General features: G+C 67.2%; 22 protein-coding genes. 10 read left to right on the top strand and 12 right to left on the bottom strand.

Annotated elements, in window-relative coordinates:
• The first annotated feature begins 183 nt into the window (after positions 1-183).
• Positions 184-633 carry a DUF192 domain-containing protein gene (locus tag ACNR9O_RS23300; protein WP_473684201.1) on the top strand — a complete coding sequence of 150 codons (450 nt, stop codon included), beginning with the start codon at positions 184-186 and terminating at the stop codon, positions 631-633.
• Between the two features lie 236 nt (positions 634-869).
• Here ACNR9O_RS23300 and ACNR9O_RS23295 read toward each other — a convergent pair whose 3' ends face one another.
• Entirely contained in the window at positions 870-1,070 is a 201-nt protein-coding gene (locus tag ACNR9O_RS23295) for a rubredoxin (RefSeq protein ID WP_473700689.1), read from the bottom strand.
• A gap of 90 nt (positions 1,071-1,160) precedes the next feature.
• Between ACNR9O_RS23295 and thiE the strand changes: the two genes are divergently transcribed.
• The 4 genes from thiE to ACNR9O_RS23275 all read left to right on the top strand — a co-directional run bounded on the left by thiE (position 1,161) and on the right by ACNR9O_RS23275 (position 4,661).
• Positions 1,161-1,814, top strand: coding sequence for a thiamine phosphate synthase (gene thiE / locus ACNR9O_RS23290; RefSeq protein ID WP_473700688.1), 654 nt, complete (start codon positions 1,161-1,163; stop codon positions 1,812-1,814).
• Positions 1,811-3,091: a glutamate-1-semialdehyde 2,1-aminomutase gene (gene hemL, locus ACNR9O_RS23285; RefSeq protein WP_473684205.1), complete on the top strand. Its 1,281-nt coding sequence runs from the start codon at positions 1,811-1,813 to the stop codon at positions 3,089-3,091. Before thiE ends, hemL begins: the two co-directional genes overlap by 4 nt.
• Positions 3,091-3,705: an HAD-IA family hydrolase gene (locus tag ACNR9O_RS23280; RefSeq protein ID WP_473684207.1), complete on the top strand. Its 615-nt coding sequence runs from the start codon at positions 3,091-3,093 to the stop codon at positions 3,703-3,705. The genes hemL and ACNR9O_RS23280 overlap by 1 nt, the downstream gene beginning before the upstream one ends.
• 89 nt (positions 3,706-3,794) lie before the next feature.
• Positions 3,795-4,661 (top strand): ion transporter, encoded by an 867-nt coding sequence (locus tag ACNR9O_RS23275; RefSeq protein ID WP_473684209.1) that lies wholly within the window; start codon positions 3,795-3,797, stop codon positions 4,659-4,661.
• A 6-nt stretch (positions 4,662-4,667) separates the two neighbouring features.
• Here ACNR9O_RS23275 and ACNR9O_RS23270 read toward each other — a convergent pair whose 3' ends face one another.
• The 5 genes from ACNR9O_RS23270 to ACNR9O_RS23250 all read right to left on the bottom strand — a co-directional run bounded on the left by ACNR9O_RS23270 (position 4,668) and on the right by ACNR9O_RS23250 (position 9,988).
• Entirely contained in the window at positions 4,668-5,903 is a 1,236-nt protein-coding gene (locus ACNR9O_RS23270; RefSeq protein ID WP_473684211.1) for an acetylornithine transaminase, read from the bottom strand.
• Positions 5,904-6,459: 556 nt separating this feature from the next.
• The gene (locus tag ACNR9O_RS23265) at positions 6,460-7,797 is read right to left on the bottom strand and encodes a sigma-54 dependent transcriptional regulator (protein WP_473684213.1); all 1,338 of its coding nucleotides are present in this window, start codon (positions 7,795-7,797) and stop codon (positions 6,460-6,462) included.
• 191 nt (positions 7,798-7,988) lie between these two features.
• Positions 7,989-8,411: a VOC family protein gene (locus ACNR9O_RS23260; protein ID WP_473684215.1), complete on the bottom strand. Its 423-nt coding sequence runs from the start codon at positions 8,409-8,411 to the stop codon at positions 7,989-7,991.
• Between the two features lie 69 nt (positions 8,412-8,480).
• On the bottom strand, positions 8,481-9,299 hold the full coding sequence (locus ACNR9O_RS23255; protein WP_473684217.1) for an SDR family oxidoreductase: 819 nt from the start codon (positions 9,297-9,299) through the stop codon (positions 8,481-8,483).
• Between the two features lie 86 nt (positions 9,300-9,385).
• Positions 9,386-9,988, bottom strand: a complete 603-nt coding sequence (locus ACNR9O_RS23250; protein ID WP_473684220.1) for an LON peptidase substrate-binding domain-containing protein — start codon at positions 9,986-9,988, stop codon at positions 9,386-9,388.
• Positions 9,989-10,107: 119 nt separating this feature from the next.
• Between ACNR9O_RS23250 and ACNR9O_RS23245 the strand changes: the two genes are divergently transcribed.
• Entirely contained in the window at positions 10,108-11,031 is a 924-nt protein-coding gene (locus tag ACNR9O_RS23245) for an ABC transporter ATP-binding protein (protein WP_473684222.1), read from the top strand.
• Positions 11,028-12,437: a hypothetical protein gene (locus tag ACNR9O_RS23240; RefSeq protein WP_473684224.1), complete on the top strand. Its 1,410-nt coding sequence runs from the start codon at positions 11,028-11,030 to the stop codon at positions 12,435-12,437. Before ACNR9O_RS23245 ends, ACNR9O_RS23240 begins: the two co-directional genes overlap by 4 nt.
• Before the next feature lie 6 nt (positions 12,438-12,443).
• Here the strand turns inward: ACNR9O_RS23240 and mpl are convergent, their stop codons facing one another.
• Together mpl and ACNR9O_RS23230 are read right to left on the bottom strand one after the other, a co-directional pair.
• Positions 12,444-13,817 (bottom strand): UDP-N-acetylmuramate:L-alanyl-gamma-D-glutamyl-meso-diaminopimelate ligase, encoded by a 1,374-nt coding sequence (gene mpl / locus ACNR9O_RS23235; protein ID WP_473684226.1) that lies wholly within the window; start codon positions 13,815-13,817, stop codon positions 12,444-12,446.
• Positions 13,818-13,924: 107 nt separating this feature from the next.
• A complete protein-coding gene (locus tag ACNR9O_RS23230) occupies positions 13,925-14,509 on the bottom strand; it encodes an adenylate kinase (RefSeq protein ID WP_473684228.1) in 585 nt (194 codons plus the stop codon).
• A 203-nt stretch (positions 14,510-14,712) separates the two neighbouring features.
• Here ACNR9O_RS23230 and ACNR9O_RS23225 point away from each other — a divergent pair, with 203 nt between their 5' ends.
• Positions 14,713-15,984, top strand: coding sequence for a 6-phosphofructokinase (locus ACNR9O_RS23225; protein ID WP_473684230.1), 1,272 nt, complete (start codon positions 14,713-14,715; stop codon positions 15,982-15,984).
• On the opposite strand, the gene ACNR9O_RS23220 is transcribed toward ACNR9O_RS23225, so the two are convergent.
• Positions 15,974-16,681, bottom strand: a complete 708-nt coding sequence (locus tag ACNR9O_RS23220) for an FMN-dependent NADH-azoreductase (protein WP_473684232.1) — start codon at positions 16,679-16,681, stop codon at positions 15,974-15,976. The two genes, ACNR9O_RS23225 and ACNR9O_RS23220, sit on opposite strands and share 11 nt — an antisense overlap.
• Before the next feature lie 116 nt (positions 16,682-16,797).
• Here ACNR9O_RS23220 and gcvA point away from each other — a divergent pair, with 116 nt between their 5' ends.
• Entirely contained in the window at positions 16,798-17,703 is a 906-nt protein-coding gene (gene gcvA / locus ACNR9O_RS23215; RefSeq protein WP_473684234.1) for a transcriptional regulator GcvA, read from the top strand.
• Here gcvA and ACNR9O_RS23210 read toward each other — a convergent pair.
• The 3 genes from ACNR9O_RS23210 to ACNR9O_RS23200 all read right to left on the bottom strand — a co-directional run bounded on the left by ACNR9O_RS23210 (position 17,693) and on the right by ACNR9O_RS23200 (position 20,686).
• Positions 17,693-18,436, bottom strand: a complete 744-nt coding sequence (locus ACNR9O_RS23210; RefSeq protein ID WP_473684236.1) for an alpha/beta hydrolase — start codon at positions 18,434-18,436, stop codon at positions 17,693-17,695. The genes gcvA and ACNR9O_RS23210 overlap by 11 nt on opposite strands.
• 27 nt (positions 18,437-18,463) lie before the next feature.
• Positions 18,464-18,994 carry a hypothetical protein gene (locus tag ACNR9O_RS23205; RefSeq protein WP_473684238.1) on the bottom strand — a complete coding sequence of 177 codons (531 nt, stop codon included), beginning with the start codon at positions 18,992-18,994 and terminating at the stop codon, positions 18,464-18,466.
• Between the two features lie 84 nt (positions 18,995-19,078).
• Positions 19,079-20,686 carry a methyl-accepting chemotaxis protein gene (locus tag ACNR9O_RS23200; protein WP_473684240.1) on the bottom strand — a complete coding sequence of 536 codons (1,608 nt, stop codon included), beginning with the start codon at positions 20,684-20,686 and terminating at the stop codon, positions 19,079-19,081.
• A gap of 228 nt (positions 20,687-20,914) precedes the next feature.
• Here ACNR9O_RS23200 and ACNR9O_RS23195 point away from each other — a divergent pair, with 228 nt between their 5' ends.
• Entirely contained in the window at positions 20,915-21,349 is a 435-nt protein-coding gene (locus tag ACNR9O_RS23195; protein WP_473684242.1) for an RcnB family protein, read from the top strand.
• Positions 21,350-21,488 lie beyond the last annotated feature (139 nt).

The following is a 21,488-nucleotide window of genomic DNA, read 5'->3' as shown; positions in this document are numbered from 1 at the left end:
TCGTCGTTGGCCTTGCCGTGGAACCCTTCGTCGGAAGCGATTCGTCGAAGGGGCGAGAATCATATCGCCCCTCCCTGAATCTGGGAAGGGGGCGCACTGAAATTTTTTCCGCAAGATGACACTCCACGCGACCGCTACACTCGCGCCCACCACTTATTTGTCAGCCAAGGATCCGAGGTAGCGATGAAAAGTCTGTTAGCGCCCCTTTTGTTCGCTTTCGCCGGCAGCGTCTCCGTCGGCGCGCACGCCGCTTCGCCGAGCGTGACGCTGCACGGCAAGCGCTTTGTCACCGAACTGGCCACCAATGACGAAGACCGCGCACGCGGACTTATGATGCGCACGGAGCTCGCAGCCGATCACAGCATGCTGTTCATATTCAAGGACACCGACCAGCGCTGGTTCTGGATGAAGAACACGCTCATTCCGCTGGACATCCTGTACTTCGACGCCGACCGCAAGCTGGTCTCCATGCAGTTGGACGTACCGCCGTGCAAGGCGGACCCCTGCCCCAGTTATCCCAGCGAACGGCCAGCCCGCTATGTGCTGGAACTGCCCGCGGGCACCGCCAGCCGTATCGGCGCCGCGATCGGCGATGAGCTGGGCGTGGAAGGAACGATCGGCAAGGTGCAGTGATCGGCCGTTGCGGCCAGATCGTGTGCGCAAGGCACGCCGATGCGGAAAGGAATCAACGAGGCGGGATGCAGCTTCTCCAGGGCATCCCAATCGTCTTCAAAAGGCACGAACTGTTGCATATGGCGGCTCCCTACTGGCTGCACCCTCTCTTATTAAGAGGGCGCGGGAGCATCTGAACACGCGGCCCGGTCAACGGTATGGCGATTTCGGGCCGCGTGCTGACTGATCGGAGGAACTCAGTCGATTTCGACCATTTCGAAATCGTCCTTGGTCGCACCGCAATCCGGGCAGGTCCAGGCGTCGGGCACATCTTCCCAACGAGTACCCGGCTCGATGCCTTCATCGGGGAGACCCAGCGCCTCGTCATAGATAAAGCCACAGACCACGCACATCCACTTGCGCAGATTGCCTTCCTTGCCGGTAGAGCCCTGAGTCATCGGTGCACTGCTTGAAATGGGGAACAAGAGGCGCATTCTCGCAACTCGGCAGGCCGTGCGGAAGCGTACGGCGGCAACACACCACAGCTCATGCATCCCAAGCTTCGACATTCCGGCCTCTATGCCATCACGGACGGCCCTCGCCCTGACCTGATCGATGCCGTCGCTCATGCCCTGGAAGGCGGCGCCAGGCTTGTCCAATACCGCGACAAGACAGCCGATTCGGCCAGGCGCCTCGCCGAAGCCGGCGCGCTGCGGCAACTCTGCGTAGCGCATGGGGTGCCGCTGATCATCAATGACGACGTAGAGCTCGCAGTCGCCGTAGGTGCCGACGGCGTCCATCTGGGCGAACACGACCCCGCCCCAAACGCCGCGCGCGCGATGCTCGGCGACGCAGCCATCATCGGCGTGTCGTGCTACGACTCGCTCGAGCGCGCCCGGCAATTCGCGATGGCCGGCGCCGATTACGTCGCCTTCGGCGCCTTTTTCTCTTCGTCGACCAAGCCTCTGGCCCGCCGCGCCGCGCCGGAGCTGCTGCGGCAGAGCGCCGCGCTCGGCGTGCCCCGTGTGGCGATCGGCGGCATCACGCCGGACAATGCCGGCGCCCTGGTCGACGCTGGCGCGGATTTCCTCGCGGTGATCTCAGCGCTGTTTGGCGCCTCCGATGTGTGCGCCGAAGCCCGGCGCTTCGCCTCGCTCTATTCGATCGCTTCGCATTCGTCCACTTCTGGATCCACACGATGACCAACCACGAACTCTTCCAGCGCGCCAAGCAGCTCATGCCCGGTGGCGTCAATTCGCCCGTGCGCGCGTTCAAGTCCGTCGGCGGCGAGCCCTTTTTCACGGCGCGCGCGGACGGCGCCTATCTATGGGACGTCGAGGGCAAGCGCTACATCGACTATGTGGGCTCATGGGGGCCGATGATCGTCGGCCACAACCATCCGAAGGTGCGCGAAGCGGTCGAGCGCGCCATCGTGAACGGCCTGTCCTTCGGAACCCCGTGCCCCGCCGAAGTCACCATGGCCGAAACCATCACCCGCCTGGTGCCTTCGGTGGACATGGTGCGCATGGTGAACTCCGGCACGGAGGCCACCATGTCGGCCATCCGACTCGCGCGCGGCGTCACCGGCCGCAGCAAGATCGTGAAGTTCGAAGGCTGCTACCACGGCCATGGCGACAGCTTCCTGGTGAAGGCCGGCTCCGGCGCGCTCACCTTCGGCGTGCCGACCTCGCCCGGCGTGCCCAAGGCCGCCGCGGATCTCACGCTCACCCTGGCCTACAACGACCTGGACGCGGCCAAGGCCTTGTTCGCCGAGCACGGCGACGACATCGCCGGCCTGATCATCGAGCCGGTCGCCGGCAACATGAACTGCATTGCGCCGAAGGAAGGCTATCTGCAGGGCCTGCGCGAACTGTGCACGCGCCACGGCGCGCTGCTGATCTTCGACGAGGTGATGACCGGTTTCCGCGTCGCACTGGGCGGCGCCCAGGCGCATTACGGCATCACGCCGGACCTGACCACGTTCGGCAAGATCATCGGCGGCGGCATGCCGGTCGGTGCCTACGGCGGCCGGCGCGAGCTGATGGAGCAGGTCGCACCAGCCGGCCCGATCTACCAGGCCGGCACGCTGAGCGGCAATCCGGTGGCCATGGCCGCTGGCCTCGCCATGCTGGAGCTGATCCAGGAGCCCGGCTTCTACGACCGGCTGGCCGCGCGTACCCGCCTGCTCACCGACGGCCTGCAAGCGGTGGCCGACGGCGAAGGTCTGGCTTTCAGTACCAACCGCGTGGGCGGTATGTTCGGCCTGTTCTTCACCAAGGAGAAGGTGGAGACCTATGCCCAGGCCACCGCCGCCGATACCGCCACCTTCAATCGCTTCTTCCACGGCATGCTGGAGCGCGGGGTCTACCTGGCACCCTCGGCCTTCGAAGCCGGCTTCCTGTCCAGCGCACACAGCGACGAGGATCTGGCCGCCACCCTGGAAGCCGCCCGCCAGACCCTGCTCACGCTGCGCGTCTGATGTACGCTCTGCTGGATTGCGTGCTGTTCGATCTGGACGGCGTGCTGGCCGATTACGACAAGCAGGTGCGCGTCGCGCACCTGGCCGAGCGGATCGGCGCCACGCCGGCCGCCGTGCATGCGGCGATCTATGCTTCCGGCATCGAAGAAGCTGGCGACCGCGGCGCCTTGGACGGCGCGGCCTATCTGGCCGCGCTCAGCGAACACCTGGGCCGTGCCATGAGCGCGGAGGCCTGGATTGCCGCGCGCCGCGCGGCCACGCGAGTGCGCCCGGAAGTCCTCGCGCTCGCAGCCGGCCTGGTCGGCCGCGTGAGCCTCGGCCTGCTCACCAACAACGGCAAGCTGATGGCCGACAACCTGCCGCTCATCGCGCCTGAGTTGTTCCCGCTGTTCGCCGGCCGCGCCTACACTGCCGCACAGTTCGGCGCCGCCAAGCCGGATGCGGCCGCCTATCTCGGCTGCCTCGAAGCGCTCAGGGCGACACCGACCGGCACGCTGTTCGTCGATGACAGCGCTGCTAACACCGAGGGCGCTCGAATCGCCGGCCTCCACGCCCACCACTACCTCGATCTGCCAGGATTCCGACGCACCTTACGCGCCTTCGGTCTGGACTGAACCACCAGCGCCCTCTGGACGCTCCACGCGTCGCCGCTATGCTGCCGGCCACGCCACGGACGTACCGGACCGCCACCTGGGAGCTCCTCATGGGCACATCCTCTCGCAGCGCATCACCTCGTCCCTGCGGGCCAGCCACGACCACCGGCTGGCGGGCGCGCTGGTTCCACATCATCTTCGATCACGACGATCGCCCCAGCCGTCTCTTCGACATCGTGCTGATGGTTGCGATCGTGTCCAGCATCCTGGTGACGATCCTCGACTCGGTGGCCGAACTGCACGAACGCGCGGCGCAGCTGTTCTATGCGCTGGAATGGATCTTCACCATCCTGTTCACGGCGGAATACCTGTTGCGTGTCGCGGTTGTCGAGCGACCGCGCGCCTATATGCGCAGCTTTTTCGGGATCGTGGACCTGCTCGCGGTGCTGCCCACCTATCTCAGCCTGTTCCTGGTCGGCAGCCAGTATCTGCTGGTGGTGCGCGCGCTGCGCATCCTCCGCGTCTTCCGCGTACTGAAGATGACGCGGTATGTCGACGAATCGAACAAGCTCTGGACGGCCATGCTGCGTGCCCGGCGCAAGATCCTGGTGTTCATCAGCACCATCCTGACGCTGGTGCTGATCTTCGGCGCGCTGATGTACATGGTGGAAGGGCCGGGCAACGGCTTCAGCAGCATTCCGCGCTCGATGTACTGGGCTGTAGTGACCATGACCACCGTGGGCTTTGGCGACATCACCCCGCACACCACGCTGGGCCAGTTGCTGACCTCGGTGATCATGCTGGTCGGCTACAGCATCATCGCGGTGCCGACCGGCATCTTCGCGGCAGAGCTGGCGGCGGGCCTGCGCGATGCCCGCCGCCGGATCACCTGCCCCACCTGCCGCCTGGGCGACCATGAAGCCGACGCGCACTACTGCCGCTTGTGCGGCACCGCACTCGAGCACGGCGCCGAATAGAGCCGTTTACGGCTTGCGCACGAAATCCGTCAGCGCCGCACGCAGACGCGCCAAGCCCTCAGCCAGGTCGGCATCGGTGATGTTCAACGGCGGCACGAAACGCAGCACGTCCGGCCCAGCCTGCAGCACCAGCAGGCCGTGCGCCGCGGCATAGTCCAGGATTTCGCCGGCGCGCCCCTTATAGGATTCGGCCAGCACCGCGCCGATCATCAGCCCGCGGCCGCGCACCTCGGCGAACAGCTTCAGCTCCGCATCGATCGCCGCCAGCCCGTCACGCAGCGCACGCGCCTGCCTAGCGACATTGGCCATCAGTTCCGCCGAGCCGAGCTTGCGCAACGCCACGCGCGCCACCGCCGCCGCCATCGGGTTGCCGCCGAAGGTGGTGCCGTGCGCGCCGTACTGCATCACCTCGGCCACCTTGGGGCCGGCCAGCATCGCACCGATCGGGAAGCCGCAACCCAGCGCCTTGGCCAGGGTGACGATGTCCGGTGTCACGCCATCCTGCTCGTGCGCGAACAGCGTGCCCGTACGACCCATGCCGCACTGGATCTCGTCCAGCACCAGCAGCGCTTCGTGCGTGTCGCACAGTTCGCGCGCGCGCTGGATGAAGGCCGGCGACGCCGGCAGCACGCCACCTTCGCCCTGCACCGGCTCGAGCATCACGGCGGCGACGTCGCCCTGCGCGAACGCGGCCTCCAGTCCGGCCACGTCGTTGAAATCCAGATAACGGAAACCGCCGGGCAGCGGCTCGTAATGTTCCTGGTACTTCGGCTGTGCCGTCGCGGTCACCGCGGCCAGCGTGCGGCCATGGAAGGAACCGCGGAAAGTCAGGATCACGCGCCGGTCCGGCGCACGCCCCTTCGAGGCAGCCCACTTGCGCACCAGCTTGATCGCCGCCTCGTTGGCCTCGGTGCCGGAATTGCACAGGAACACGCGCTCGGCGAAGCCGGAGGCCTTCACCAGTTCTTCGGCCAGGCGCAGCGGCGGCTCGGTATAGAACACGTTGCTGCTGTGCCAGAGCTTATGCGCCTGCGTCACCAGGGCATCGACCAGGTCCGGATCCTGGTGGCCCAGCGCATTCACCGCGATGCCGGCGCCCAGATCCACGTAGTCGCGCCCTTCGGTATCCCACACGCGTGCGCCCTTGCCATGATCCAGCACCACCTCGCGGGGTCGGTACACCGGCAGCCAGTAGCGCTTGCCGAGATCGATCAGGGACGACGATGAATCCTGCGCGTGCATGAAAAAGCTCCTGGCATTGCCATTCGGGCAACACCATCGAATGGTTGGGGAGGATTGGCCGTTGCGCCGACGCGATCCGCGCGGACGGGGCCTCGCGCATCGTAGAACCAGCGCCCCGGCTTTTCCATGCGCAGGCGTTGTATCCATGCAGGTTGCACCGTTGCACCACGGATACACCCCTCGTTGTCCCGACCCATGGCGCCACAACTCGCGCCGCGCCCATCGCGCCGGTGGCGGCTGCCTCGAATGCGTTACACCAAGCCTCGCCGCCATTCGCGTAAGTCCTTGAAAAAACGCCTGCAGCCGCTCACACGACAGTTGGCACGCCGTTTGCCCTCTTTACAGCGACCCGAGTTCAACGCCATCGCCCGATGGCGACCTGGGCGGTAACCCGGCATTCCCTGTGGCCGGGCAACCAACGGAGGCCCCCGGCTGACCCCTGTAGGCCGGGGGCCCTCCGTCTTTTTCTCGTGTCGATCCGGATCCGCAAACGGCGCGGACGCATGCCATCCGCGCGCCATGCGCACGCACCTGCATATCCGGCAAGGCATCCGCCTCAGCGCAGCTGGTCGAGCGCCAGCCGGTGTTTCTTGCAGAGGCGGTAGATGGTCACGCGGGAGACCTTGAGCCGGCGCGCGCATTCGCTCACGTTGAAATGGCACTCGCGCAGGCAGCTGATCACCGCCTCCCGCTCCGCGGCGACGCGCGCGCTGCCCAGGCTGGCCCGCCCCAGCGGCGTCTGGGAGACATGGCCAAGGTCCAGGTCCTCCGGCGTGATCAGCGCGTCCTCGGCCACCACCGCCGCACGCTGCACCCGATTCAGCAGCTCTCGCACGTTGCCCGGCCAACCGAAGTTGCGCATCGCCTGGCGCGAGGCGCTGCTGAACGTGCGGGCGTGGCTGGCATGGTGTTCGCGGAACGCATCGAGGAAATGCTGGGCCAGCAGCACCACGTCGTCCTCGCGCTCGCGCAGCGCCGGCATGTGGAGGCGAAGCACGTTGAGTCGGTAATACAGGTCTTCGCGGAAGCGGCCTTGTGCCACCGCTTTCTCCAGATCGACGTGGGTCGCCGCCAGCACGCGCACGTCCAGCTTGATCGACTGGCTGCTGCCCACCCGCTCCAGCGTGCCCTCCTGCAGGAAACGCAACAGGCTCGTCTGCGCGTCCGAGGGCAGATCGCCCACTTCATCCAGGAACACCGTGCCGCCGGCGGCCGTCTCGAAATGGCCGATGCGCCGCGCGTTGGCGCCGGTGAACGCGCCACGCTCATGCCCGAACAGTTCGGATTGCACCAGGTTCGGCGGTAACGCGCCGCAATTGATCGCGGCGAACGGCTTGGCCGCGCGCCGCGACAGCTGATGCAACGCGCGCGCTGCCACTTCCTTGCCGGTACCCGTCTCGCCGGTGATCAGTACCGGCAGATCGACTGGCGCGTACTTCCGCACGGCGGCGATCACCGTGCGCGTGGCTTTGCTGTGCCCGGTGATGCCCAGGTCGTCCGGCTCGGCGATGACCAGGTCGCCGCCCAGGTGGGCGAGCGAATCGAGCAGGCGCTCGAAATCCACTGGCGCGGTGAAAACATCCACGCAGGTGTCGATGATGTGGCTGAGCGCCTGGTCGCCTTCCGGCATTTCCGCGGGGATGAGAGCGAGCCACGGGAGGCCGGGATGTTCGTCGAGCACGCGTTCCATCGCTACGACATCGGTGGCATCCGCGTTGCGCAGATCGGCCACCGCCACCACCGTGTTGCCGCCGCGCGTGCCGACACCGGCGCTGCCGCCGGATTCGGCGACGCGCACGAACCAGCCAGCCCGATTCAGGCGCACGCGCTCGGTGGCGCCGGGCTGGCCGAACCAGACCACGCAGCGCCTGGCGTCCCCCTTGCTTGCAGCCATCGCCCCTCCCACCACGCGGTCTCCTGGCGCGGCACGGGGCTCCCCAACCGCGCCGGGCGGTCACGTTCGCGGGCGCCCTATCCGGGGCGCCCCGAAAAGGTGATTTGGCTCACACCTTATACGGCCGTCCCGGACAGCGGCACCGGCCAAATGGGCGGGGTCGACTCAGCCAGAAGGACGAAGGCGTCGCATCACCACACGCCGGTATTGGGCATCGACGCCCACGGCTCCTGCGCAGGGAGGTGGCCGCCACGCTGCAGCAGCTCGATCGAAATCAGATCCGGCGAACGCACGAAAGCCATGTGCCCATCCCGCGGCGGACGGTTGATGATGTAGCCCATGTCCTGCAGATGGCGGCAGGTCGCGTAGATGTCTTCAACCTCGAACGCCAGGTGGCCGAAATTACGGGCGCTGCCGTAATCCTCCTCGGAGCCCCAGTTGTAAGTCAGCTCGACTTCCGCCTCCGGCGATGCCGGCGCCGCGAGGTAGATCAGCGTGAATTTGCCGGCCTCGCTTTCCATCCGGCGGGTTTCCTTGAGACCCAAGCCTTCGCAGTAGAAACGCAGGCTCGCGTCCACGTCGCGGACGCGAACCATGCTGTGCAGATATTTCATGAGAATGTCCTCTTCATCTTGGAAAGGCGGCACGTCCGGCACGAGCCGGCAAAGCGGCGCTTGCGCCGGTCAGCCCAGGAACAGATCAGGCAGCAGCGGCTGCGACGGATCCACCGCGTAGGGCGCGAAGTCCGTGACGCCGGCCTCCCGCAGCACGTCTTCGTCGATCAGGAACTGTCCGGAGAAACCCTTGGCTTCGCGCGTAAGTACGGCATGCGCGGCGTCAGCCACGATCTCCGGCTTGCGGCAGCGCTGCACGTCCACGCCAGGAATCATGTTCAGCGCATCAGTCGCGACGATCGTGCGCGGCCACAGCGCATTCACCGCCACGCCCCGCGGACCGAACTCCCCGGCCAGGCCCAGCGTGACGAAGCTCATGCCCATCTTCGCCAGCGTGTAGCCGGTATGCGGCGCCCACCATTTCGGCGCGAGCGACGGCGGCGGCGCCAGCGTGAGGATGTGCGGATTGGCCGACTTCAGCAGATAAGGCAGGCAAGCCTGCGCGCACAGGAACGAGCCGCGCGCGTTGACCTGCTGCATCAGGTCGAAGCGCTTCATCGGCGTATCCAGCGCGCCAGCCAGCCAGATCGCGCTGGCGTTGTTGACCAGGATGTCGATGCCGCCAAATGCCTCGGCCGTCGCCGCCACCGCGGCTTTCACCTCGTCTTCCTCGCGGATGTCGCACTTGATCGCCAGCGCCTTGCCGCCGGCGGCTTCGACCGCGGCCGCCGCGCTGTGGATGGTGCCCGGCAGCCTGGGATTGGGGACGCTGCTCTTGGCGGCGATGGCGATGTTGGCGCCATCGCGCGCGGCACGCAGCGCGATCGCCAGGCCGATGCCGCGCGAGGCGCCGGTGATGAACAGGGTCTTGCCGCTCAGGCTGGCCATGGCGTCGCGTCTCGGTGGAAAAACACCAGTTTAGAAGCGCGCGCCGCATGCGCAAAGCTAAGCGGAGGATCAGGCAGCCGGACGACTCAGGCCTTCTGGAAGCGCGGCAGGATGTCTCGCAGTTCGGTCAGGCGCCGCAGCGGATCGGTCAGCTCCAGCATGCGTTGATGCTCTTCCAGTTCCAGCGGCAACAGCTCGGCCAGGCGAAAGCCGAGCCAGCTGGCCTCCTCGTAATTCTCGGCGCGCGCATGGCGCCAGTGCGTCGCCATGTTCTCGAGCAGTCGCCCGAGGATGGTCTGCAGCAGCGCGAACTCCACCGGCACCGGTTGACTCCGTTCAGCAGGCCAGTGCTCCACCTCGCCCATGATCAGGCCGTTCGAACGCACGCGCGTGCGCGTGACGCGGAAACGCTCGGCGCCTTCGGCGACGATCGCCAGCAGGCCGCTCTCGCCATGGCTGAAGTCGATGACGCGCGCGAACGTACCCACAGCCGCGGGCAGCGCCGGCTCGCCCACTTCCTGGCCCCGCAGGATCAGGCAGACGCCGAAGCCGCTGTCGCGCCGGGTGCAGTCGCGCACCATGTCCAGATAGCGCGGCTCGAACACGCGCAATTGCAGTCGTCCGCCCGGGTACAGCACGGTGGACAAGGGAAACAAGGGCAGTTCGGTGGGAAAGGGCTGCGCAACCATGCCGGAAGTCTAAGGCAACACCGGTCCGGTCTCGCCGCCGATCACCCGCCAGGCTTCCGCCGTCACCGGACGCGAGGCACCATCCGCTATCTTCTGGGGAACGCTCGGATCCGACCCGCATGTCCGCTACCGAACTGCCGCTCACGCTCGTCGACCCGGTTGGCCTGCCGGCCGCCCCCGTACTGGAGACACGCGGCCTGGCGAAGGCTTTCGGCAAGCGCCAGGTCCTGCAAGGCGTGGACTGGACGGTGCCCGCCGGCCGCGTGGTCGGCCTGCTCGGCCGCAACGGCGCCGGCAAGACCACCCTGCTGCGCTGCCTGCTCGGCTTGTCGCCCATCGACGGCGGCGACGTGCAACTGCTCGGCGCGCCCATGACCGAACCCGGCGGCGAGCGCATGCACCGCATCGGTTTCGTACCGCAGACGTTCGATCTGTTTCCCTGGATGAAAGTGGGCGCCTACCTGGACTTCACCGCCGCGTTCTATGCGCGCTGGGACCATGTGCTGGCGGCACGCCTGCTGCAAGGCTGGGAGCTCGACCCCAGGCAGAAGATCGGCCAGCTCTCGCAGGGCCAGCGGCAGAAGCTGGCGATCGTGCGCGCAATCGCGCCGCAACCGGATCTGCTGGTGCTGGACGAACCGGTCGCCAGCCTCGACCCGCAGGCGCGCCGCGCCTTCATGGCCGAACTGCTGGAGCTGATGCGCCATCCCGGCAAGACGGTGATCTTCTCCACCCACATCACGGCCGACCTGGAGCGGGCCGGCGCCGACATCGCCCTGCTGCGCGATGGCCGCATCCAGTTCACCCGGCCGCTGGCCGAACTGCGCGAACGCTTCCTGCGCGCCGTGCTCATCCGCGATGAAGGCTGGACCGCCACGCCGCATTTCGATGGCTTGCTCAAGGCCAGCGCCAGCGGCACGGAATTGCAGATGCTGCTCGAAGCGCCCGACCATGCCGCGCTGCAGGCACTGGCCGAACACAGCGGCGCCACGCTGCGCATCGAAACGCCCACGCTCGAAGACCTGTTCGTGGAACTGGCATGAAGGCGGTCTGGCAGCTGTGGCTGCAGCTTTGGAAGCGCATGCCGCTATTGGCCGCGCTGGCCACGTTGATGTGGCTGACCGGCGTGATCCTGGCGTGGGTCGCGCTCGCGGGGGATGAGGGCGTGGCCTACCTCGGCGTCGGCATGCTGGCCTTCGGCTCCTGGTTCTGGCACATCGGCCAGGGCCAGGTGCTGCGTGGCCTGTGCCGCCCGGACAGCTTTCTGTTGCCACGCTTTCGCCAGCGACTGGCCTGGCTGGGCCTGGTCAATGTCGCCCAATGGGTGGCGCTGCCCACGCTGGCCATGGCGCTGGCCGCGCCATGGCATGTCGCGCTGATCGTCGCTGCCTTGCTGCTGGTCGCGGCACTGGGACTGGCGATCGGCTGCGGACGGCGCGTCGGCCTGCTGATCTGGGTGGTCTTCATCGCGGCCGGCTGGATGCCACGCGTGGCCAACCAAGTGATGCACGCCGCGCTCGCCTCTCCATGGACGGCGCCGCTGATGGCGCTGGGCGCCATTCTCCTGCTCCGTTTCGCGCTGGCGCCGCTGCTGCGCATCGAGGATCGCGACACGCCGTCCTCGCCGCTGGAGAATGCCAGCCTCGGCCGCGGCGGTGCCGGCCTCGAGGAAACCCCGGCGCAACGCGGTGTGTTCGGGCGCTGGCTGTCCGACCTGTTCGACCGCGCCGCGCAGCGCGCGATGGAGCACGCCCTGCAGCGCTACCGCCGCCATCCCACCGCCGCCGGCCGCCTCACACTGGTACGCCGCCTGCTGCTTCCGCACGACAATCCGCAGGCCATCGCTCTGAGGCTTGTACTGGTCGCCGGCATGGTGGCGATCTATTTCCTGGCGGTGATGCATCGGCAGAACTTCGATGCGGCAGTGATCGGCGCCTACGCCATCCTGCTCACCATGACGCGCTTCCCGCAGCTGGGCCGCGGCATGCTGCGCATGCGGCCGAACCTGGCCGATCTCTATCTCACGCTGGCGCCGGCTACCCGCGCGGAGTACCAGAAGATCGTGGTGGACGCGCTGATGCTGCTGGTCCCGGTGAGCGTGCTCACCGCCCTCGCCTACACGCTCCTCGGCAGCGTGCTCGCCCATGCCGCCGAGCCCGGTCGCATGCTGCTGACCGCCGCCATCGTCGCCACCTCCGCCAGCCTGGTCGGCCTGGCGGTGCACCTGATCGGCCCCGAAGGCAGCTTCGGCCGCGCTGCGGTGAATCTCTTGCTGATCTTCGGCGCGATGGGCGCCTATTGGGGCGGCTACGGGCTGCTTGGCGTCATGGGTTATGCCTGGGGCGGCATCGTGCTGGCCACGGTGGCGATCAGCTTCGGCGGCGCGGTGTGGTACGCCGCGCAACGCGAATACCAGCGCCGCGCCCCGAGTTTCGAAGCGCCGCTCTGAACCCGCTCAGGCGCCGCGCAGCGCCTCGACGAAACGCCGCGGCGCATTTTCGAAACCGCCGTTGGACATGAACACCACGTGGTCGCCCGCCCGCGCCTGCGTGCGCAGCGTCTGCACCAGCGCATCCACCGTTGGTGCGGTAGCGCCGCGGCCTTGCAGCGCGTCGGTCACGCGCTTGGCGTCCCACGGCAGTTCGGAGCGATGCAGGAACACCACCGCATCCGCGTCGGCCAGCGACGGCGCCAGCCCTTCGGCATGTGCGCCCAGGCGCATCGAGTTGGAGCGCGGCTCCAGCGCGACCAGGATGCGCGACCCACCCACCTTCGCACGCAGGCCGGCCAGCGTCGTGGCGATCGCGGTCGGGTGATGGGCAAAATCGTCGTACACGCGCACGCCATCCACGTCGCCGACCACTTCCATGCGGCGCTTCACGCTCTGGAAGCTGGCGAAAGCCGGCAGCAGCGTGCGCGGATCGGCCCCCGCCGCCGCCGCCGCGGCGAGCGCGGCCAATGCATTCATCACGCTGTGATTGCCCAGCAGCGGCCAGCGCACTTCGCCCAGCGTTTCACCGCGCAGAGCGACAGTGAACGCCGAACCGTCCGCCTCGATCAGCGAAGCCTGCCAGTCGCCACGCCCGATGCCGAAGGTCTCCACCGGCGTCCAGCAGCCCATCGCCAGCACTTCGGCGAGACGCTCGTCGTGCGCGTTGACGATCAGGCGGCCATTGCCCGGCACCGTGCGCACCAGATGGTGGAACTGGCGCTGGATCGCGGCCACGTCCGGAAAGATGTCCGCGTGGTCGTATTCGAGGTTGTTGAGAATGGCGATGCGCGGCCGGTAGTGGACGAACTTGGAGCGCTTGTCGAAAAACGCGCTGTCGTATTCGTCTGCCTCGATCACGAACGGCTTGCCCTCGCCCAGCCGCGCGGAGATACCAAAGTTGCCCGGCACGCCGCCCACCAGGAAGCCCGGCTTGAGACCGGCGCTTTCAAGCAGGTGCGCCAGCAGGCTGGTGGTGGTGGTCTTGCCGTGAGTTCCGGCAACCGCCAGCACTTCGCGCCCGGCCAGCAGCGTCTCGCCCAGCCACTGCGGGCCGGAGACATAGCGCATCTGCTCGTCGAGCATGTATTCGACCGCGGGATTGCCACGGGTCATGGCGTTGCCCACCACCACCAGGTCCGGCCGCACATGGCCGGGCGACGCCTGCAGGTGCTCGGCCTTGTAGCCCTGCATCAAGCCGATGCCCAGCGCCTGCAGCTGGTCGCTCATCGGCGGGTAGACGTTGGCGTCGGAGCCTTCGACAGAGATGCCGAGCTCGCGCGCCAGCGCGGCCACGCCGCCCATGAAGGTGCCGCAGATGCCGAGAATGTGCAGACGCATGGAGAACCTGTCGAACGCGTGGCGCGGCACGTGGCCGTCACGATGAGGGGATTGCCGCAAAAGGACACTCGAAAAAAGAACGGGCCGCTCGGTGGCGGCCCGTGGGATCAGCCGTTGGCGGCGGCCGATTCCCGCGAGAGCGCGTGCTTCACGCGCGCAGTGACTTCGTCGAGCTCGCCCACGCCATCGACCACCTGCAGCTGGCCGCGCTTGGCGAAGAAATCCGCCACCGGCGCGGTCTGCTCGGCGTAGACCTTCAGGCGGTCGCGCACCACCGCCGGATCGTCGTCCTTGCGGTGCTCGGCCTGGAAGCGGATCTCGACGCGGCCGATGATCACCTCATCCGGCACGTCCAGCTTCACCACCGCGTCCAGCGGCTGGCCGATCTTGGCCAGCAGGTGGCCCAGCGCCTCGGCCTGGGCCACGTTGCGCGGATAGCCGTCGAGAATGAAGCCGTTCTTCACGTCGTCCTGCGACAGGCGCTCTTCCAGCATCGCCAGCAGGATGTCGTCGGACACCAGCTTGCCCGCATCCATCACCGCCTTGGCCTTGAGGCCGGTCGGGGTGCCGGCGGCCACCGCCGCGCGCAGCATGTCGCCGGTGGAAATGTGCGGAACGCCGAGTTCAACCTTGAGGCGCGCAGCCTGGGTACCTTTGCCCGAACCGGGCGGGCCAAGAAGGACGAGTCGCATAATGCTCCACGAGTTCCGGCTCGCCGCGGCGCTTGCCGCCGGGTCCGCCAATACAGAAGGAAATTGACAGTCACGTTAACGTCTGCAGGGGGTGCCGTCAAACAAGATGCGTCGCCCGTTTGCGCTAAATCACTGTTGCAAAAGACATCCCGGCTCGGCGCAAGATTGCCGCACCGCACGAAAAGACCACCTGGAGAATGCCTATGAAGCGCTCGTCCCGATCCCCCGCCGGCCGCCTGCTCTACGCCCAGTCGGGTGGCGTCACCGCGGTGATCAATGCCACCGCCGCCGGCGTGATCGAGGCTGCGCGCGCCCAAGGCGTGCAGGTCTATGCGGCGCGCAACGGCATCCTCGGCGCGCTGCGCGAAGAGCTGATCGATACGTCGAAGGAAACTGCCGCCGCCATCGCGGCGCTGCGCCACACGCCTGGCGGGGCGTTCGGCTCCTGCCGCTACAAGCTCAAATCGCTGGAAGCGAACCGCGCCGAGTACGAGCGGCTCATCGATGTGCTGCGCGCCCACGACATCCGCTGGTTTCTCTACAACGGCGGCAACGACTCGGCCGACACCGCGCTGAAGATCTCGCAGCTGGGCAAGGCCATGGGTTACGACATCCGCTGCATTGGCGTGCCCAAGACCGTCGATAATGATCTTGCCGTCACCGACTGCTGCCCCGGCTTCGGCTCCGTCGCCAAGTACACGGCCGTCTCCACGCTCGAAGCGAGCCTCGATGTCGCCTCGATGGCCGATACCTCGACCAAAGTCTTCATCCTCGAAGTGATGGGCCGCCACGCCGGCTGGATCGCCGCCGCCGCGGGCCTCGCCGGCGAGAGCCCGGATGCGCCGCCGCATCTCATCCTGTTTCCCGAGCGCGTGTTCGACGAAGAGGCGTTCCTGGCCAAGGTCAAGGCCACGGTGGAACGCGTCGGCTGGTGCACCGTGGTCGCCTCCGAGGGCATCCGCAACGCACAGGGCCAGTTCCTCGCCGAAGCCGGCACGCGCGATGCGTTCGGCCACGCGCAGCTGGGCGGCGTCGCGCCGGTGCTGGCCGCGCTGGTGAAAGAAAAGCTCGGCTACAAGTACCACTGGGCGCTGCCCGATTACCTGCAGCGCTCGGCCCGCCACCTCGCCTCCAAGACCGACGCCGACCAGGCCTACGCCGTCGGCAAGGCCGCGACGGAATACGCGCTGGCCGGCCAGAACGCGGTGATGCCGGTGATCGTGCGCACCTCCGACGCGCCGTATCGCTGGAAGATTGAATCGGCGCCATTGGCCAAGATCGCCAATCGCGAGAAGAAAATGCCGGCCTCCTTCCTCACCCGCGACGGCTTCGGCATCACCGCCGCGGCACGCCGCTACCTCGCCCCGCTGATCCAGGGCGAGGCCTCGCTGCCCTACGGCAAGAACGGGCTGCCAAAGTACGTGCAACTGAAGAACACCGCCGTAGCCCGCAAGCTGCCCGCGTTTACGCCATGACCAACGGCGGCGGGGCGTGCGCCGCGTGCGCCCGCTGCAGCTCGTCCACCAGCGCGTCCACCGCCGCCTCAGCTGCATGCAGCGAGGCGGCCAGGCGATCGCCGCCGAACTCGTCGTACTCCACCGCCACCATGCGCACGTCCGTCACGCCGATGTACCCGAAAGCCGTGCGCACGGCAGGCTCCACATGATTCATCGCAGCGATGCGCCCGCCAGCGTCGTAGCCGTAGTCGCCACGCGAACTCAGCAGCACCAGCGTGCGCGGCTTGTCGTCGAGCAGAGGCCAGTACGGCGCGCCGGTGCGCGACCGGTCGAAACCGAACGTCCGCCCCACGCGCACGATATTGTCGATGTAGGCCTTGAAGCCGCTCGGCACGCCGAAGTTGTACATCGGCACGCCGGCCACGATGAGATCGGCGGCAAGCAGTTCGTCGATCAGGGCATCGCTCTCGCCCAGCCGCTGGCACATCCACGATGCGCGTGACGGTTCCGGCGTGAAGGCCGCATGGATCCAGCTGCCATCGACCGGCGTCGGCGGGCGCTGCCCGATGTCGCGATAAAGCACGTCGTCGGCCGGATGCGTCGCATGCCAGCGGTCGACGAAACGTGCACTCAGCCGCCGCGTGTGCGAGCCGAATCGGTGCAGATCGGAGCGGCCGCCGCGGGCGCTGGCATCGAGGTGGAGCAAGGTGGTCATCGAGTTCTCCAGGCATGAACTCCATTCACGTGATGGAGCCGGAAGCGCATGCTATGAACGAAGAACCGGCCTGAAAAACGATCCTTTCTCAGCTCATGCATGAATACAGATCACCCATGGAAAGCTCGCGCCGACACCTCCCGCCCCTCGCCTCCCTGCGCGCCTTCGAAGCCGCGGCGCGTCATCAGAGCTTCCGCCTCGCCGCGCAGGAGTTGTCGGTGACCGCCACAGCGATCAGCCATCAGGTACGCCAGCTGGAAGAGCTGCTCGGCGTCGCGCTGTTCGAGCGGCAGGTGCGCAAGGTGACGCTCACCGCCGAAGGTCGCCAACTTTTCCCTGCGTTGCGGGACGGCTTCGACCTGATGGCGGCAGGGCTCGCTCCGCTGCTGCGCCCACGGCGACGGCGCATCCTGACCGTATCGGCGACGCCGGCTTTTGTCGCTCGCCTGCTGGTACCGCGGCTCGCCTCATTCCAGGCCAACTATCCGGAACTGGATCTGCGCCTGCATGCGTCCACCCAACCAGTCGACTTCGGCTCGCAGCAGATCGATGCCGCCGTGCGCTACGGCAAAGGCCCGTTCCGCGACCTGCACAGCGAGCCGCTGCTGCACGCGCGCTTCGCGCCAATGTGCAGCCCGCGGCTGACATTGCGTGCGCCCGCCGACCTGATGCGTCATCCGCTGCTGCATTACCAGTGGCAACCGGGTTTTCGCGAGCCATCCGACTGGGCGGCGTGGCACCGTGCCGCCGGCTTTCACGGCGCGGATGTCTCGCGCGGCGTGACCTTCAGCGACGAAGCCCACGCCATCGACGCAGCCATCGCCGGCCAGGGTGTAGCCCTGATCAACATCGCGCTGGTCGCCGGCGAACTGACCCGCGGCACACTGACGATCCCGTTCGGCCCCGAACTGGACGGCCAGGATTACCACCTGGTCTATCCGCCGGCCAACGAAAGCGACGACGCCATCGCCGCACTGCGCAGGTGGCTTACCACTCCGCTGTCAGAAGCAATCACTGCATGAAGCGGCTCAAGCCGATGCGATAAGCGGAATACTCCTGTATGTCGTTGTGTCCCGCATCCGGCACCACTTGCAGCAACGGCGGTGAAGAAAAGGCGGAAGCGAGCGCCTGGGTGTGCGCGGCGGCCACCAGTTCATCCTCGCCCGCACGGATGATCAGCACCGGACAACGCACACTCGACGCATAGCGCCACGATTCATAGCGTTCACGCGCAAGCCAGTCGACCGGCATCCATGGATGAAAATCCTTCGCCACGCGCACCATGCTGTCGAACGGCGTCACCAGCGCCAATCGCTCCACCGGACGTTGCGCGGCCAGCTGTACGGCAATGCCACTGCCCAGGCTGCGTCCGATGACAGCAACCGAGGCATGGTCGGGCGCGATCCGATCGAACCAGGCCAGCGCATCGGCCACCAGCGACCGCTCTTCCGGTTCGCCGCCGCTGGCCGCATAGCCGCGGTAGGCCAGCAGATAGATTGTGTGTTGCGGGAACCAGCGGGCAAGCGACTCGCGCGCGTCTTCTACGCGCTCACCATTGCCGCCGAAGTACAAAATCGCCATTGGCTGCCCCGGATGCATCACCCAACCGCGCAGAGGCACACCATCGCGAACGAGCTCGATATCGGGCGCCTGCACGACTCGCCAGGTTGCCTCCGGGTGATACATCATCGCCCGCTGGTTGAAGTAGAGCGCAGCGGCGTAACCCACGTAGAGCAACAAGGCCAATACGCCCATTACCGCGATGGTTCGCCAAAACACCGCTCAGCGCTCCGCCTTGCGCGGATGCGCATTGTCGATCGTCTCAATGCGAGTCACCTTGCCGGCCTTCAGGGTGATGCGGATGGTCCGCTCGTGGGGCGCACCGTAGCCGGTTCCGTCGCCCGGCAACAAGGCACCGTCAGGCAGGATCAGTTCGCCGCTGTACCAATTCGCGAATACCTGCCCGCCCTGCGTCGCGCCGAACAGTTCGGCCAGCGTGGCCCGGCGGCAGTCGCCGGTGCGCGCGGCCGCGTCGGCGCAGAGCCACGTATCGATGTCCACCAGATAGAGACGATCGTCTTCCAGGCGCCAGCTGCCGACATAGCCGCGGTCGTCTGCGGCGCGCAGTGGTGCGGGCATGAAACGCGGGCGCGCCTGACGATCCGGGTAGCGCTGCTCCAGCGGCTCGCTCAGCAGCGCGTAGGCCTTGCCGTGCCATTCCAGGCGTTCCGCGCGCGGCGGCGTCGCGTGCAACAGCCACGGCAGGGCCAGCAACAGCAGCCCGATTCCAGTCGGCCATTGGCATGCGCTCATTGCGGCCCTCCCATCGTGCTGGCGAGCTTGCCATAGCACCCGGCGCACGCCTGTACGCCTTTTGGTCGGGACGCGCGAGCCGCATCACGCTTTTGCACCCTCTTCGGCCGGCGAGTCGGCGGAACGGAAGAACCCGACCAGCGCCGTCAGCGCATCGGCCTGACCACGCAACGCGCGGCCCGCGTCCGCCACGTCGCCCACAAGACGCGCGTTCTGCCGCGTGCCCTCATCCATATGCCGCACCGCAGCGTCGATCTCGCCGATGCCTTCGCTCTGCTCGCGGCTGCTCGCCCGAATCGCGGCGACGGCCTGCGAAACCTGCGAAGCGCCTTCGACAATGCGTATCAACACGTCGCCGGAATGCGCGGCGAGCACGGCGCCTGCCTCCACCCTGGCGTGACTGTCTTCGATCAAGCCGCGGATCTCGCGCGCGGCCTCGGTGCTGCGCTGGGCCAGCTGGCGCACTTCGTCGGCGACCACTGCGAAGCCGCGCCCGTGCGCGCCGGCATGGGCCGCTTCCACCGCCGCGTTCAAGGCGAGCAGTCTCGTCTGGAAAGCCAGCGTGTCGATTGCTGCCACGATGTCGCTCATGCGTCGGTGGGCGTCGCCGATCGCATCGACCGAGCGGCGCGTCTGGGCCACGATGCCGCTGCCCGCCTCGGCCTGCTCGCGCGCGGCGGCGGCGAGGCGGTCGGCGAGCGCCGCATGGTCAGCGTTGCGGCGCACCGCCTCGGTGAGGCGCTCCATCGAGGCGGCACTGCGCTCCAGACTATCGGCCTGGGTCCGTGTGCGCTTGCGCAAGGTGTCATTGTCGCGGGCCAGCCGATCGGCGGATCGAGTGACACCGAGCGCGCCCTGCTGCACCTCGCGCACTACGTCAGCCAGGCGCAGATCCATGCGCTGCAATGCGCGCAGCAAAGCGCCTATTTCGTCGTGATCTCCGACCTGTAGCGCATGGCCGAGCGCGCCATCGGCGATGCGTTGCGTTACCGAGACCGCCTGGCGCAGACGGCGGGTGATGGCGCGGATCAGCAGACCATCCAGCAGCAGCGCCGCGAGCAATCCGCCCATCAGCACGGCGGTCAGAAGGATCTGCACGCGGCGGCTCGACGCATGCGCGGCAGCCACCGCCTCTTCGCCAGCCTGCACGGCCTTGGCGAACAGGTTGGCGAAATCCGCATGCAGCGGCACGAAGGCCGGCTGCACGTCGGAAGCGATCTGCAACTGAGCGAGGTCGTACTGCTCGGCCTCCAGCTGCTTGAGCGCGTCGTCGACGGCTTGCTCGGCCGCCTTCCGGTGTGCGTCGGTCAAGGCCAGCAATTGGGCCTGTTCGCGCGCCAGGCCGCTACCGCGCAGATGTTCCCAGCGACGCCCGATCTCCACGCGGTTGGACTGGATCTGCGTGCGCGCCTCCTCCAGTGCGGATGGCAGCCGCGTGAGCCCGGCATGCGTGAGTGCGTTGAGGCTGTCGCTGTAATCGTTCTGGATGCGGCCCACGTCGGATAACGGGCTCAACGCGTCGGCCACCAGTGCACCCATGCGCTGGTCGGCATGCCAAAGGGACAACCCGGCGACGCCGCCCACCACCAGCAGGAGCAGCAGCAGGCCGACGAGACGGAGGATCAGACGGAACCGCAAGGAAAGCGCGGGCAAGACCCGCCAGTGGCGGGCGAGAGCTTGGAGAAAACGCATGCGACACCTACTCGGGGAAGTGGGGAGCTGGCCCCTGCATCGGCCGGAGGGAGACATGCTTTAGTCAAAATATCCTTTTAAATCATATATTTCAGTTTGAAAAAAGACAGATGGCGAAGGCATGACAGCTGAGCAGTGGATAAAGACCCCGTGACGAATAGGACTCATCGTTCAGACGCATCTTTTTACGATCTTTCGCAACGACGGCGATTCGTCGGAGGAGCGCAAATGAAGACTCTGGGCAAACAGTTCCTCGGCAAGCTGTTCCTCGCGCTGGGCCTCCTGGCCGGCAGCGGCGCCGCGCTGGCCGATCACGATCGCGGGCACGATCGCGGCGACCGCCATGGCCACTACGATCGCGACCGCGGTCGTCAGGAATGGGGCCGTCGCGATCACGACCGCCGCGACTGGGACCGCCGCGACCATTGGCGCGGTCCGGATCGCGGTTGGCACGATCGCCGCTATTACGGCGGCCACTATCGTCCTCATCCTCATCGCTGGGCGCGCGGCGAGCGCTACTACGGCCCGGTGTATGTGGTGAACGACTATCGCTACTACCGCCTGCGTCCGCCGCCGTACGGCTATCACTGGGTGCGCGACGACGGCGGCTACCTGCTCGTCGCCATCGGCACCGGCATCATCCTGGACATGGTGCTGAACTAAGCGGCGGATGGATCATGGTGAAGGCGGTGTCTACGGGGCACCGCCTTTTTTCGTGCGCCGTTGCGTCGCACAACATGAACGCCATCGACCTCTGCCTATACTCGCCGGAACCGCCCGCAATGGGCGGCTACTACAACCG

This window comes from Dyella sp. CR10, from assembly GCF_055814425.1.
This window is presented reverse-complemented; position numbering and strand designations above follow the sequence as displayed.